Origin of the sequence: Weissella sp. LMG 11983, assembly GCF_025908495.1 — a bacterium.
Taxonomy (GTDB): domain Bacteria; phylum Bacillota; class Bacilli; order Lactobacillales; family Lactobacillaceae; genus Weissella; species Weissella fermenti.
Map to the genome: position 1 here is coordinate 757,798 of NZ_JAOZFD010000001.1, position 14,633 is coordinate 772,430.

Annotated in this window: 14 protein-coding genes, 1 other RNA gene and 1 pseudogene; 3 read left to right on the forward strand and 13 right to left on the reverse strand. The window is 47.3% G+C overall.

Features of this window, described 5'->3' with window-relative positions; translation table 11 throughout:
- Positions 1 to 7: 7 nt before the first annotated feature.
- The 4 genes from dnaX to OIT45_RS04125 all read right to left on the reverse strand — a co-directional run bounded on the left by dnaX (position 8) and on the right by OIT45_RS04125 (position 3,171).
- Positions 8 to 1,795 carry a DNA polymerase III subunit gamma/tau gene (dnaX, locus tag OIT45_RS04110; protein WP_199403827.1) on the reverse strand — a complete coding sequence of 596 codons (1,788 nt, stop codon included), beginning with the start codon at positions 1,793 to 1,795 and terminating at the stop codon, positions 8 to 10.
- A 119-nt stretch (positions 1,796 to 1,914) separates the two neighbouring features.
- Positions 1,915 to 2,013, reverse strand: an RNA gene (gene ffs / locus OIT45_RS04115) — signal recognition particle sRNA small type.
- A 14-nt stretch (positions 2,014 to 2,027) separates the two neighbouring features.
- On the reverse strand, positions 2,028 to 2,573 hold the full coding sequence (tadA, locus tag OIT45_RS04120) for a tRNA adenosine(34) deaminase TadA (RefSeq protein ID WP_056973502.1): 546 nt from the start codon (positions 2,571 to 2,573) through the stop codon (positions 2,028 to 2,030).
- On the reverse strand, positions 2,554 to 3,171 hold the full coding sequence (locus tag OIT45_RS04125) for a class I SAM-dependent methyltransferase (protein WP_199403828.1): 618 nt from the start codon (positions 3,169 to 3,171) through the stop codon (positions 2,554 to 2,556). Before OIT45_RS04125 ends, tadA begins: the two co-directional genes overlap by 20 nt.
- 116 nt (positions 3,172 to 3,287) lie before the next feature.
- On the opposite strand from OIT45_RS04125, the gene OIT45_RS04130 reads away from it, so the two are divergent.
- Positions 3,288 to 3,842, forward strand: a complete 555-nt coding sequence (locus tag OIT45_RS04130) for a TIGR00730 family Rossman fold protein (RefSeq protein WP_199403829.1) — start codon at positions 3,288 to 3,290, stop codon at positions 3,840 to 3,842.
- 45 nt (positions 3,843 to 3,887) lie between these two features.
- Here the strand turns inward: OIT45_RS04130 and OIT45_RS04135 are convergent, their stop codons facing one another.
- The 3 genes from OIT45_RS04135 to OIT45_RS04145 form a co-directional block, all read right to left on the reverse strand.
- Positions 3,888 to 5,012, reverse strand: a complete 1,125-nt coding sequence (locus tag OIT45_RS04135; protein WP_264340020.1) for a CynX/NimT family MFS transporter — start codon at positions 5,010 to 5,012, stop codon at positions 3,888 to 3,890.
- A gap of 156 nt (positions 5,013 to 5,168) precedes the next feature.
- On the reverse strand, positions 5,169 to 6,134 hold the full coding sequence (locus tag OIT45_RS04140; protein ID WP_199403830.1) for an alpha/beta hydrolase: 966 nt from the start codon (positions 6,132 to 6,134) through the stop codon (positions 5,169 to 5,171).
- A gap of 151 nt (positions 6,135 to 6,285) precedes the next feature.
- Positions 6,286 to 6,492, reverse strand: coding sequence for a hypothetical protein (locus tag OIT45_RS04145; RefSeq protein ID WP_199403831.1), 207 nt, complete (start codon positions 6,490 to 6,492; stop codon positions 6,286 to 6,288).
- Between the two features lie 190 nt (positions 6,493 to 6,682).
- Between OIT45_RS04145 and OIT45_RS04150 the strand changes: the two genes are divergently transcribed.
- Both OIT45_RS04150 and OIT45_RS04155 read left to right on the forward strand, forming a co-directional pair.
- Positions 6,683 to 8,491, forward strand: a complete 1,809-nt coding sequence (locus OIT45_RS04150) for a M3 family oligoendopeptidase (RefSeq protein WP_199403832.1) — start codon at positions 6,683 to 6,685, stop codon at positions 8,489 to 8,491.
- 153 nt (positions 8,492 to 8,644) lie between these two features.
- A complete protein-coding gene (locus tag OIT45_RS04155) occupies positions 8,645 to 8,788 on the forward strand; it encodes a hypothetical protein (RefSeq protein WP_199403833.1) in 144 nt (47 codons plus the stop codon).
- A gap of 131 nt (positions 8,789 to 8,919) precedes the next feature.
- On the opposite strand, the gene OIT45_RS04160 is transcribed toward OIT45_RS04155, so the two are convergent.
- From OIT45_RS04160 to OIT45_RS04185, 6 genes and pseudogenes are all read right to left on the reverse strand, one after another.
- The gene (locus tag OIT45_RS04160; protein WP_199403872.1) at positions 8,920 to 10,149 is read right to left on the reverse strand and encodes a chloride channel protein; all 1,230 of its coding nucleotides are present in this window, start codon (positions 10,147 to 10,149) and stop codon (positions 8,920 to 8,922) included.
- A gap of 115 nt (positions 10,150 to 10,264) precedes the next feature.
- Complete coding sequence (locus tag OIT45_RS04165) at positions 10,265 to 11,107, reverse strand: SAM-dependent methyltransferase (protein ID WP_199403834.1); 843 nt, start codon at positions 11,105 to 11,107, stop codon at positions 10,265 to 10,267.
- A gap of 15 nt (positions 11,108 to 11,122) precedes the next feature.
- Positions 11,123 to 11,524 (reverse strand): helix-turn-helix domain-containing protein, encoded by a 402-nt coding sequence (locus tag OIT45_RS04170; RefSeq protein WP_056973494.1) that lies wholly within the window; start codon positions 11,522 to 11,524, stop codon positions 11,123 to 11,125.
- 135 nt (positions 11,525 to 11,659) lie between these two features.
- Positions 11,660 to 12,507, reverse strand: a pseudogene (locus OIT45_RS04175) (methyltransferase domain-containing protein).
- Positions 12,494 to 13,030 carry a GNAT family N-acetyltransferase gene (locus tag OIT45_RS04180; RefSeq protein ID WP_199403836.1) on the reverse strand — a complete coding sequence of 179 codons (537 nt, stop codon included), beginning with the start codon at positions 13,028 to 13,030 and terminating at the stop codon, positions 12,494 to 12,496. The pseudogene OIT45_RS04175 and the gene OIT45_RS04180 overlap by 14 nt, the downstream one beginning before the upstream one ends.
- Positions 13,031 to 13,354: 324 nt before the next feature.
- On the reverse strand, positions 13,355 to 14,554 hold the full coding sequence (locus tag OIT45_RS04185; protein WP_199403837.1) for an iron-containing alcohol dehydrogenase: 1,200 nt from the start codon (positions 14,552 to 14,554) through the stop codon (positions 13,355 to 13,357).
- Between the last annotated feature and the right edge of the window lie 79 nt (positions 14,555 to 14,633).

Below are 14,633 nucleotides of genomic sequence, written 5' to 3' on the forward strand. Positions count from 1 at the left end.
GTTTTTATTAATCATCAATTTCTTCTACGATATCAGCGCCAAACAAACGTTCAGCTTCCGCCACAACTGGTGCTGGACCAGCTGCTTCGGTTTGATCATCCATTGCCGTTAGACTTGCTAAGTCGTCATCAACGGCAGCTGCCACTTGTTGCGGCACTTGCTGTTGAACAGATGGCGTCGCAGCCGTTCCTTGGCGTTGGGCCACAAACGCAGCGCGCATCTTTGGCCAGTCATCAGTCGTGACAAAGACCAATTGACGCTCGTTTTGCGCTTGCGTCAACAAACGAATTTGCGTCACCATCGTGTGCAACAACTCTGCATTACGCATGGCGTTGGCCTTGATGACTTCAAAGTCAAAGGCCACAACCAATCCGTCTGGTGAAGCTGCAATTGGCTTCGCGACGTTCAACATTGCTTGTTGTGGTACCGGCAACATGTTAACCATGTCAGCCCATACAGTTTGCACACGATCTAGGTCGCCACGGGTCGCCGCACTAAGCACGCCAAACACAGCTGATTGATCATCCGCAACACGTGGTGCGACACGCGTTAGTGCCGGCGTAGCTGGTTGTTCAGCTGGTGCTGCTGATGCGACTGGCTCAGGTTGCGCAGCTGGCTGCGTTGGTGTCTCAACAACCGGTGCTGACTTCGGTGCAGTTGGCGTTGGATCAGCGACCACTTGTGGTGCTGACACACGCTCTACCGTCACCGGTGCCGTCGTGGCCAATGGTTGGCTCAACTTAACCGTCAACACTTCCAAGTAAATGCTTGGTCGATTCGTGAAACGCAATTGCTGTTGCGTGTCATTCAAGATATCAATCATGCGATACCAAACATTGGCTTGCGTGTTGGCTGCCAAGTCCGTGAATGTCTCATCAGGCACAATGCTGATCAACTCAGGCGCTTCAGTGTGAAGCAACAAGTCACGGGCATAACTAATCAAGTCTTCCACAAAGCGGTTGGCATCCTTACCTGCTGATAATACCTCAGATAACTTAGCCAAAGCTTGCTTCGTGTCTTGCTTAACAACCGCTTGCACATATTCACCAAGCAACGTTTGCGTTACTGAACCAGTCACAAGCAAAGCGTTTTCCAACGTCACGTGACCATCCCCAAATGACAACGCTTGATCCAAGATACTCAACGCATCACGCATTCCACCATCAGCGGCGTTCGCAATCACGCGAATCGCCGCTTCATCATACGTGTCACCACGTTGATCCAAGATGTACGTCATACGGTCATAAGCTGCCTTAGCATCAATACGCTTGAAGTCGAAACGTTGTGTACGTGAAATAATGGTTGCCGGAATCTTTTGTGGTTCCGTCGTCGCCAAAATAAAGATAACGTTTGCTGGTGGCTCTTCCAATGTCTTCAACAAAGCGTTAAAGGCACCGGTTGAAAGCATGTGGACCTCATCGATGATGTAGACTTTGTACTTCGCTTGCGTTGGGGCGTAGTTAACGTCCTCACGAATCTCACGGATTTCATCAACACCGTTGTTTGAAGCCGCGTCCAATTCGATGATGTCACCAAGTGTTCCGTTATCGGCAGCTTGACACATCGCACATACACCATCAGGCTCCCCGTTAATTGGATTTAAACAGTTGATGGCCTTAGCAAAGATTTTTGCTGCTGATGTCTTACCTGTTCCACGCGGTCCGTTGAACAAATAGGCGTGGGTTGTTTGCCCCGTCATAATTGCGTTTTTCAACGTCTTGGTCACAACTTCTTGCCCAATCATGTCGCTAAATTTTTGCGGACGCCATGTCCGGTACAACGCTTGATACGCCATTGTGTGTGACCCCTTTCACCACTGCCTATTTTGACAGTAACGTTTGAATTTTCCCTACTCTTATAGTAACAGAAAATAGTAAAAAAAACGCCAACCGATTAGTTCATCGGTTAGCGATTAAAGTTCATAAGAAGTGAAGCACAATGCACGGTCTCCTTAGTGCTGCTGCCTTCCGACCCTGACACGGTTCGAAGTGCACACTTGCCCCACAAACAATATTATAGCAGGTGGATTACTTTTCTGCAATCTCATTCGATAATTCTTGTGCTGCCAATTCGGCTGCGCGGCGTGCTTTCTTTTCAGCCTTCTTCTGCTTACGAATCTCACGGAAGAAGTTACGCAATAAGTCGCCACTCTCTTGCTCGCGAACACCTTGGTGCACGTTAACTTGGTGGTTCAAACGCTCATCCTCTAAGATGTGGTACAAAGAATGCACCGCCCCAGCCTTCGGATCTTCAGCGCCATAATACACATCACTAATACGTGACTGTTGAATAATCCCTGCGCACATAATGCATGGTTCCAACGTCACAAACAACTGGGCATCTGGCAAACGCCATGACTTCACCAAACGATTTGCCTCGGTAATGGCTTGAAGCTCAGCGTGTTGGCTGGCATCTTCCAAACGCTCACGTAGGTTAAAGCCGCGTCCGATGATTTGGCCGTTTTGCACAACGACCGCCCCAATCGGCACTTCACCCAAGGCGCCTGCTTTCTTGGCTTCCTTGATGGCTTCACCCATGAAGTAGTCGACTTGTTCAGGCGTTAGCGTCGTCATGGTAGACACTCTCCAAAATGTAGTAACCCTTGTTCTTGGCAATCGTTGCAGCGTTACCGAACGTTTCGGCCATCAATGCCTTAGCAGATGGCGCACCTTGCTTCTTTTGCAAAACAACCGTCAGTGTACCGCCATCAACCAAGTAATCCTTCGCCCCAGCAATCATATCTGACACGATGTCCTTACCGGCACGCACCGGTGGATTCGTCAAAATAGCCGCAAACTTCCCATCAACGCCAGAATAACGGTCTGACAAGACGACATCGATGCGGTCGCCAACCCCGTTCTTTTGCGCGTTACGTTTTACCAATTCAGCTGCACGCTCGTTGATTTCAGCTGCCACGAACTCGCGGTCAGGCATCACCGTTGCCAATGCAATTGAAACTGGCCCGTAGCCGGCACCCAAATCCAAAATCTTACCAGCGGGAATATCTTGATCAAACGCATCCAACATCGTGCGCGTTCCGAAATCTACGGTAGACTTAGAGAAGACACCGGCGTCCGTTGTGAACGTCAAGGTGTGGTCAAAAAGTGGGAACGTCCAAGTATGCTCGTCGTGGGCAACACTTGGGTTCGCCGTGTAATAATGTTCAGCCATGTGAACCTCTTTCTATTCTCAATATCAGAATCCTGATAATCTTCAAAGTTTTCTATATAAACCATTGTATGATATAGAGACTAATTATAAAAGCAAAGTACTTGGGGGAGTATGACATGAAAAAGCAGACAATCGGCGTCTTTATGGGCGCCCAATATGGTCACTTAGAAGAATTCCACGAAGCAGCCGCTGCGATGGGCAAAGGAATCGCAGCTCGTAACTGGGCCTTGGTCTACGGTGGTTCAAAGAGTGGTTTGATGGGCGAAGTCGCAGTTAACGCCATCAACGCTGGTGCCGAGGTGACCGGCATCCGCCCAACGAGCTTCCTGCCAGAAGAAGCTGGGCATGATTTGAAAATGGAACACATCGACGTACCAGACATGGATACTCGTAAGCGCATGATGTTCGATCGCGCCGATGCCTTCGTCTTTTTGCCAGGTGGCATGGGAACATTGGAAGAGCTCGGCCAAGTGATGTCATGGACAAAGCTTGGTTACTACGAAAAGCCAATCGTATTGGTGAATGTCGATGGCTTCTGGGATGACATGGTGGCTTGGTTCGAAACAGCCATCGAAGCTGAGTTCGTCACCCGCGAAGGTCTTTCACGTTTGGCCTTGATGCCAAGCGTTGATGAAACATTCAAGTACCTCGAAGGCGAATTTGGTGAATAACAGAAAAATGGTGATGATGTCAAAATTGGGCATCATCACCATTTTTTATGCAATAATATCGGTCTTTTCAACCATCCAAGCGGCCGCAGCCATGAGGACAATGAGTACCAACAAGACAATCAATTGAATTGTCCAGCTGTGCCACAACCCAAAACCGTAACCAAACAAAGTTGGTCCAAATGCAGCCAATAGGTAGCCACCGGATTGCGCCATACCCGATAGTTCAGCCGTTCGCGTGGGTGTGGTTGTCTTAACTGAGAACATCGTTAACAAGTAAGGGAACAATGCGCCACCTGAGAATCCCATCAATAAGTTAACAATCAACCAAAACAAAAAACTGTGACCATTGAATAAAATCATCCCCACACCAACAAATGCAAAGGCGGAGAAGGCTACCATAATCCAGCGACGTTGTTTATTATTCCAACGTGTAAAGGCAGTTGGTAGCACAAACGTCAATGGCAAAGTGATTAGCGTAAAGATACCCGATAGGTAACCAGCTGCTTCAGCCGATAACCCAGCTTGTTGCGCCATTGTTGGCAACCATGCCATCGCCGTGTAGTAATACAATGACTGTAGCCCACCGTAGGCCAACAAATACCATGCCCGCTTATTACGCCAAATCGACGTGTGTGTTCCGTCGGCTGGTCGTGGTTCTAGCACGTGATTTTGCTTTGTATTTGGTAGCCAAACCACCAAAGCAAGTACAATCAATACTGACAAAATCAAAATTAACGTTTGCCAATTAGTTGCTTTGACAATCGGCACGGCTAAAGATGATGCCAAGATAGTTGCAATCGTCATCGCCAGTGAATACGTTGACGTATAACGACCAATTTGCGTTGGGAAATTTGCAACGACGGCACTAGGTAGCAACACATTCAATGTTGCAATACCGACACCAATCAATACTGTTCCTAAAAACAAAAATGGCATCGAAATAATGCGTAACAATGACCCAACTGCCATTAACAATACGAAAATAGCGAAAGACTTTTCAATTCCCCACTTTTGGCCAAACTTCGGCGCCAAAGGAGAAATAATGGCGAAACTCAAGAGTGGAATGGTTGTCAAAATCCCCAATGAACTAACTGACACCCCCAACCCTTTAGCAACTTCGCTAATAACTGGCGGAATTGATGTAAACGGAATGCGTAATATCATTCCCATCATCACAATGCCAGGCACCAAAAAAGGTGACTGATTTCTTGTTTTGCATAATGAACTCTCCTCAATAGATGCTTCGCTATCTCTCTAAAACAGCTTATCCATTGTAAGTTAATAAAAAGCGCTGCACAACAACGTGCAACGCTTCACTAATGCTTTTTACTTAAAATACTTTGCCAAGAAATCAGCAACCTTTTGCTCATACTTAGCTGGATTGGTTGCGTATGATTGCACGTGTGATGCACCTGGAACCAAGTACTTTTCCTTTGGTCCGTTTGAGGCGTCATACACTTGGTTCAAGAACTTCGTTGGCACAAATGTGTCATCCCCACCGTGAATAAACATCATTGGGCGCGTGTTCTTTTGCAACAACTTAATTGCATCCGCTTCAGCGTAGTCGTAACCAGCCAAAACCTTTGAGTACAATGACACAACTGGCACGATAATCTTTGCTAGCCAAGTTGGCAAGCCGTACATATCACCGGCTTGGTATTCCAACTCATCATAAACTGACGTGTAACCAGCGTCTTCAATGTACGCCTTAACTTGCGCTGGTGGATTCATTCCTGACAACATCATCGTCGTGGCACCACCCATTGAGGCACCCATCACCACGATTTCGCTATCTTGACCATTCTTTGTAATGACCTTGCTAATCCATTGCTTGTAGTCCTTGGCATCCAAGTAACCGAACCCGATGTACTTACCGCCTGACTTACCTGACGCACGATCATCGGGCATCAACACGTTGTAGCCCATGTCATGGAACATTTGACCATAAGGTGCCATGGCCTTGTGCTCCACACCGAATCCGTGAATCACAACAACCGTCTTGTTGGTCTTCTTTTCAGCTGGTACATAATTACCAACCAACTTAGTGCCGTCCTTCGCCGTCAAATGCCACGTTTGTGAATCCAACGCTAGGAACTCTTGTTGACGTGAATACAAGGGATCCTTCTTCGTCAACACACCACTACCGATAAAGTCCTTCTTCGCACGCACCTCGGCGACGTGGAAGAAATATCCACCAGCAGCCCCAAGAATAACTGCCAAGACAACCACGATTGAAACCACCCAAGTGATAATCTTACGTGGCGTTGACCAGCGCTTCTTTTGCTTAGCCATATTCGCTATCCTCTTACTCTTCTATGAATCTTATAAAGCAGACCGGTCACATCTCTGACGCGACCAACAGCTGCTGTGATAATTGCAACCTGTCCATTATAAAGAAGAAAACTAGAAAATAAAAGGTATACCCCGTTAAGCAAATGGCCGACTAATTCATGTGCAACAATGAGTCAATCAACTTATCACCCATTCGATCCAAATACTGATTTTGTCGCTCCCAAAGTGACTTGTCACGCAACGACTGCTCACTTTCAGCCGGCAATGGTTGATTTTGCGTCGTAATCGCCGCAACTGCCCCAACAATCCAAACACCCAAGCTGAACACCACTAGTAATCTCACTAATTTCTTTCGCATGCCACAAGTCCCCCATTCCTTTTTGTTGTCTTTCAGTCTAGTCGCCAATTGTCAGGTTTTAGCAGGTTTTCGGTCACAATTGTGTAAATGTTTTGTATCCAAATTCGTAACGTCCTTAACAAGTTTTTTCTCAAATTGTCTGTCGCTGTGCTAAACTATTAGAAAACTATGAGAAACACGGAGCACCAACATGAGCTATTCATTGAACTGGGATTTGGATCCCATCTACCCTGGTGGTATCGAATCACCTGAATTCGCTGCCAAGCTAGCTTTACTCGATCAACAAATTAAGCAATTCGCGTCTGACGTGACTGCTTACGACCGTTTCACGGATACGGACTTCAGCAAGCTCGTCGCTTTGGTGAACGACGCGCAAGTCATTCGTTCAGGATTGGGTACGGTGGCGCTTTTCGTCAACGCCCTTTATTCAGCCGACTACACGAACCCGGTTTACCGTCCATACCAAACGAAGGTGTCACACTTGGAAGTTGCTTACCAAGCACCGCTGGACGCCTTCGCGAAGCTGTTGACGTCATTTGATGATGAGACGTTCGCTAAAGTCAGCACGTTGCCTGGCATCGCCGAAGTCGCTTTCCACTTGAACGAGTTGCGTGATAACGCCGCCCGTTTGTTGGATGACCGCGCTGAAGAATTGCTCAACAAGTTGCGCTTGGACAGCTTGCAAGCTTGGTCAGAGCACTACGATACGATTTCATCTGGTCTTTCAATGACGTACACGGATGAAAACGGCGACGAACAAGGGTTGTCTGCTGGACAAGCGTTGAACCAATTGGATGGTTACCCTGACAATAAGGTTCGTGCTAACATCATGGCCAACTACGAAAAGATGTGGGGTAGCGCCGAGAACTTGGCTGCTGACACAATCAACCACTTGGCTGGTGCCCGTTTGACGGAACAAGCGGCCCACGGTTACGAAAACCACTTGGATCAACCGCTTGAGTTGAACCGTATGTCACGCGAGACATTGGACGCAATGTGGCAAATGGTCGATGACAACAAGCACATGTTCAAGGCCTACTTCGACCGCAAGAAGGAATTGCTTGGTTTGACCGAGCTTGGTTGGCAAGACCAAGTCGCTCCTATCACGGATTTGGGTGACTACAAGCCAAGCACGTTGTCATATGATGAAGCGGCTGCTTTCATTATTAAGAACTTCGGCAAGTACTCACCTAAGATGGCTGCATTCGCCCAACACGCATTTGAGAATCAATGGATTGAAGCGGAAGACCGTCCTGGTAAGACGCCAGGTGCTTGGATGGAAAGTGTGCCTGACATTCACGAGTCACGTATCATCACGACGTTTACGGGGTCTGTGAACGACGCAGCGACAATTGCCCACGAAATCGGCCACGGGTTCCACTCTTCAGTCTTGACGGACTTGCCAGTTTGGCGTGACGGTTATGCGATGAACGTTGCCGAGACTGCCTCAACGTTTGCTGAAATGTTGATTGCGGATGCCAACGTGCAAGCTGCCCAATCAGATGCGGAAAAGGTTGTCTTGTTGGATGCGAAGATGACGAACCCAATCGCTATGTTCTTGAACATCCACGCCCGTTTCATCTTTGAAGACAACTTCTACACGGAGCGTAAGCAAGGTTTCGTCCCTGCTGCGCGTTTGAATGAGTTGATGGATGAGGCACAAAAGGTGGCCTTCGATGGTCTTTTGGATCACCGCCACCCACACTTCTGGTCATCAAAGTTGCACTTCTTCATTGATGACGTGCCATTCTACAACTTCCCATACACGTTCGGTTACTTGTTCAGTCAAGGTATCTACGCCTGGGCGCACACGCAAGATAACTTCGAAGAGGCTTACATCGCGTTGCTTCGCGATACGGCCAACATGTCAACGGAAGAATTGGCCCAAAAGCACCTTGGTGTTGATTTGACTAAGCCAGACTTCTGGCAAGCTGGTGCTGATTTGGTTAAGAAGGACATCGACGAATTTTTGGCTTTGTCAGAGCAATTTGTAAAGTAGGCCCCCTATGGGAACAAAAAGCCATTACGTTCCTGAAGGATAATGACATCCCATACACTGAATAAACTGAAGGTGCGTCGCAAATCGTGGCGCACCTTTTTTCTTTGGGTAGAATCAGGTACGATTGACGTATACCAAGCGGAGAAATTACAAATGTCTGAACCTTTAACCGAACAACAAATCGACCCAGCTGTTATGGCTGAGTTGAATAACATTGTCGCAGAACTAGATACAGTTCCAGGACTATCAATCGAACAAATTAACACGCTTTTTGAACAACGAAAAGCAAACTGGTAAAACACATCACCATCATTTTCGGAAGTATACTTCTGAAAATCAGCAAAATCGTCCAAGTTCGGAAGTATACTTCTGAAAATAACAAAATAACGTCGAATTCAGAACTATACTTCCGAATTCGACGTTATTTTTTACTTCTTATCCAAAATCATCTTTGACGTTAGGATGGCAAGTGACACTGCCAAGCCCATTGGCATCAAAGCGGTGTAGTCCAAGTGACTTACTTCGAACATCATGAACAAGGCCATCAATGGCGCTTGTTGTGAGGCTGCTAGCAATGCCGTGGCACCGATAACGGCAGCTTGGGCAACTGATGCACCAGGCACCATCATGATGTAGCCGAAGCCAAGGATGGCACCGAATGATCCACCAATACCAATTGATGGTGCCAACGTACCACCATAGGTACCAGCCTTCAATGTGAAGACCGTGATGGCTGCCTTAAGCAACATCCCAATCAACAAGACACCAATCACCTTCGTGCTCGTGCTGTTGATGGCGAACTCAGCCAAACCACGTCCGTTTCCCATAATTTGTGGGAAGAAGATGGCAACCACACCCGTTACGGCTGCTGCCAATGGCAATTGCCACAAGACTTGCACTTGCTTAGCCTTGGCCTTACCGCCGGCCCATTGGAAGGCCTTGCGGAAGTACGCACCAGCCACACCCATCAATGGTCCAACCACAATCACGAATGGAATCATCCCCAACGTGAAGTGCTTATCAGGCACAAAGTAGTATGGGTGGAACCCGTGCACTGACATACCAACCCACATGGCAATCGTTGACATCGTCAAGCTGACCGCTACCGAACGCTTTGACACGTTCTTGTGCAAGATTTCAACGGCGAACAACATACCGGTGATTGGCGCGATATAAATACCAGCGAACCCAGCACCCGCAGCTGCTGCAATCAACAAGCGACGGTCGTCAGCCGTTAGTGAATCCATGTGCCACCGACGGAGCAACTTCTCCCAACGTTGGGCAAGCAAGGCACCAAGTTCACGAGGCGCCAATTCACGTCCAACTGATCCACCAGTTGCCACGTAGAAGACTTGCGTCACGGCATGGACAACTGAAGGCCAAAATGGCATCTCATCCCCATCCATCGCCTTGTTGATACCAACCGTTGGCTTCATCTTCGTCTGCACAATGAACCAGACAATCGCCGCAATAATTCCACCAATCAATACTGATAAAAAGCGTTGTCCGCCAGCAATGTGCGTTGAAACTGGCATCAGCGTGTTTTCTTCAAATCCCAAGAAGAAGTGCTCAACGAGTTCCAAGAACAAGCTGAGCAACACTGAACTTAACCCTACAACAATCCCCAAAATAACGGTAGATAGCGCCAAGACCCCCATCTTGTGGCGCTCGCTGTAAGTTTTCTCTTCCAAAACAGTAACCTCATCTCAAATAATCGTTTACAAAAAGTTATTATACCACCTAAAAAGCCCAGTCGAAAAACTGGGCTAACGGTTACTTCACTAAATAGACACGCTCGTCAATCAAGTCGAATGAGTGATGGTGCGCGTTCAATGCGGGCACTTCTTCTAACTCGGCTTCATGCCAGAAGACATCCGAGTCCGTTGCCCCATCCTTTTCACCAATCACGATGAAATCAAAATCAAAGCGATATTGGTTGTCGCGGATGTATTGCAACACCTGCCAGTCCGCGTCGGTCGTGTCCGGCGCCCAACTCATAATGACCGTTGAGACATTCTCACCGTACATATCCAGCGCTGCGATGGCGTCCATATTTTCCACATCCGTCACTGGCTTCGCTGACGTTGGATCCGGTTGCGTACGCCAATCTTCATTGTCCGTTGCGATAATCTTTTGCTCCGGCGCAATCGCCTTCAAACCGGCTGAGATATACCCATGTCCAGCCATCAACTCCAATACGGGTTGGCCGTCCGTGTACGCTGACAAGTCACGCACAAAGTCACTTGAGACAAAACCGTACATGCTGAAGTATTCGATTAACGCATCACGTAGATGACGGAGCAAGAAGTCGATATCTTCTAATGGTTCCGTTAGCTCAAGCCAGAGGGCATTACCGGCGTCTGCGTTGTCTGGGTATTGGGCCAAGACATAACTTTGCAGTTCTGGAATCACCGACTCTGGCACTTCCATTGTTGGCAATGCAGCTGGCAAATAACCCGCATTCAATTGTTCAAGCGTATCAATCGCTTGTTGCATGAGGTTAGCCATCGTGGGGATGTTTTGGTAACGGCCTAGATATGGCAACAGCTCACCAAGATAATCCATCTCAGTGAGCTGTTGACCAGACCCAAACCGAATTGCTTGGTTTGTTGTCATCGTAATATCCTTTGTTTAGAACAGGCTTTCTTGGTGGTTGCTACGCACATCATCCTCCGGCGTGTATGAGACCGGGTTCAAGTATGAATTAACATACTGGAAAATGTCGAAACGTTGCTGGTCGGTTAGCGGCTTACCATTAAAGTCGATTTCCTTACCCGACAAGAACAGCAATGACAAGTCAGTCTTTTCTGACATGGCACGGCCAACCAAGAAATCCATTGAAACATTGAAAAAATCCGCTAGCTTTCGAACTTCAATGTACGAAGGCGAACGGTCGCCACGCTCCCAGTTTCCGATTTGCGCAGCTGTATTTGGTTTTTGCCCTGGTTCAAGGTGCTTATTCATCTCTTCAGCCAAGGTTTCCAATGTGATGTTACGGCCTTTGCGCAACTCACGCAGACGATCTGGAAACATGTGCGTCGTTCTCCGTTTTCATAAAGTAGCTTGGGCACACTAAAAGCCCTAATATATTTCTATTTTAACGAACACTAACCGATTTTTCCACACCCAAATTGTGGAAAACCACTTATTTTATCCACACGCTGTGAATTAAGGCTTAACAGTTAGCACAACCACGTTGACTGTCACAGCAGGTAATGGCGTGGCTTCCGCTGCCGCTTGGGCTTCTGGACGTGCGCCCCAGTGCAATGGCGTCATGTGTAACAGATCAACATACAAGTCAGCTGGAATTTGCCATTGGTATGAAATCTCTGTTTGCGTCGCATCTGGGTAGTTCTCCATAAAGCGATCGACCACTTTTTGGTTACTATATGTGTGATTTGGTGAATCCACTGGGTATAACATCTCACGCAGTTCGTGCAGATAACCAGATGATGGGACCACCTTCACCAACGTTCCCTCAGGTGCTAAGACACGCTTAAATTCTTCATACGCACTTGGTGAGAAGAACTCCACGATACTGTCAAAGCTATTGTCGTTAAATGGTAGATTTGCTAAGTCAGCGACTGCAAAGAACGCATCCGTGTCCAATTGCGTCGCTAAGTTAACCCCAGCCTTAGAAATATCGAAACCAATACCGGTATCGATGTTGCCACGATTGGCTAGCAAACGGGCAAATGGCGTCCCTTCACCGGTACCAACATCCATGATACGTTGTGGGTCAGCAGGCAATTGAGCCGCAACCGCGTCCACGATGCCATCGAACAAACCGGCCGTCAACACACGACGACGAGCCGCCAACATAGCATCATCATACTCCGTATTAACAGCGTGGTTCAAGAAATAAAGGGAACCCTTCTTATTAATATCCAAACGGTGGTTATGCGCACATACCAACGTATTACCTTCAACGTGGTCATAAGGTTCGCCATCTACAGTACAGCGGAACATGTCCAGTGTTCGCTAACGAACTTAATCCCTTTTTCAATCTTCTTCATGTGATTCCTCATTACTCAAGTCAATATCGTACGCTCGTCGGTTACCGGCTAACTGGCCTCTGTAAGTAAACCCACGACGGGTGATGATTGCTTGCATTTTTTTATTTTTATCATGCGTATCAATCCGAATATAATCATACCCATTTGCACGGGCTGTCGCAAATAAATGCGTAAAAAGCTCTGTCGACAAATGGTAGCCTTGGTGTTGGAATGACACCGCCATGCGATGAATAACTGCATAAGGCTTACGCTTAGTTGGATACAGCCAACGACCACCTTGGAGACGCTGGTAGTTCACGTCTTTTTCTTGCCAAAGCGTGGCCGTGGCAACGATTTCGTCATCGAGTTGTAGAATGTACGCGTACCCTTTGGCGATGTCGGCTTTGATGATTTCTGGGGCTGGATAGCCATTATCCCACTGTGGATTATGATCAATAGACATGACTGCCTTAGCATCTGATATAATTTGCCAAATCGAATCGGCATCAGCCATAGTTGCCTGTCGGTAAGTTATATTAGCCATTGGTCTACCTCGCTTTAATAAGCAACATTATACGCCGTTTTCGGGCAATAATTGTCAACAAAAACGTCATACCTGGTTGCGATAATAACATCAGTCATAATAAATGATTTGCGGTGAATCCCATCGCCGCACCTTCTTTCACCACTCGGTACTCCTTGCCGGGTGGTTTTTTGTTTTGGTGTTAGGTTTTGGTGGTTTGATTTTCATCCACCACAGAACATCAGAGAAAACTGTTCACCCATGTCTCGACGCAACGCGTCGACATACACCACCAAACAAAAAAGGACAAAGCACAAACATGTACTTTGTCCTTCAATAGGTTAATTAGTCTTCAAAACCTTCAGTCGTCATTGATGCTTGGTACAAAGCCACAACATCATCAACCGTCAAGTTCACGTAACCACCCTCGTGATCCAAACCACCGATTTCAACAGCTGATTCAGCCATTGCGCGGAAGTTCGTGTCATCGTTGATATCAACACCTTGCAAAGTCGTTGGGACATCCAATGACTTTACCCAGTCGTAAGTAGCTTGGATAGCCTTTTCAGCAACGACTTGGTCGTCAGCGTCTTGGATATCCCAAACGTTACGTCCAAAGCGAGCAAACTTAGCAACCGTGGCTGCTGACAAAGCACGCTTCATCCAACGTGGCGTCAAAATTCCCAAACCAACACCGTGAGTGATGTCGTAGAAGGCTGACAACTCGTGCTCGATTGGGTGAACCGTCCAGCCGTTCACGTTTCCTGAACGAACCAAACCATTCAAAGCCATCGTTGAAGCCCACATCAAGTTGGCGCGAGCATCGTAGTTGTCTGGCGTTGCCAAGGCAACTGGTGCCCACTTGATAACGGCACGCATCATACCTTCAATCATACCGTCAGAAATATCTGTGTTCTCGGCACGGTCAAAGTATTGCTCAGTCAAGTGTGAGAAAATGTCGATTGAACCGGCAGCCGTTTGCCACTTTGAAACTGAGTACGTCAATTGTGGATCCAAGAATGAAACAGCTGGTGTGTTTGGTCCATACGTACCAATCTTAGCGTTCAATTCTGGGTTTGAGATAACTGATCCAGGGTTCATTTCAGTTCCCGTGGCAGCCAACGTCAAAATGTCGACAACTGGCAATTGGTCTAGCTTTGAACGGTACTTTACACCGTGGTCAGCAACCAAATCCCAGGCATCTCCATCATAAAACTTTGCTGATGCAATCACCTTAGATGCATCGATAACTGATCCACCACCAACAGCCAAAATGACGTCGATGTCGTTCTCCTTAGCCAAACGTTGACCCTCGCGAACTGAATCAATCTTTGGGTTAGGCTCGATACCGTCCAATTCAGTGACGTTCAAACCTTCCAAAGCCTTCATAACACGCTCATACAAGCCAGAACGCTTGATTGAACCACCACCGTACGTCAACAAAACGTTTTGACCAAATTGGGCCACGGCATCGTGCAATTCTGCATCGATGTGATTCTTTCCAAAGCGAATATCCGTCTTATTTACAAAGCGAAAATCTTCCATAATTTATCGTCCTCCAATGACTTGTGCAGACTACTTTACTTACTAAACGTAATATACACTATACACCTTTCGCAAATGT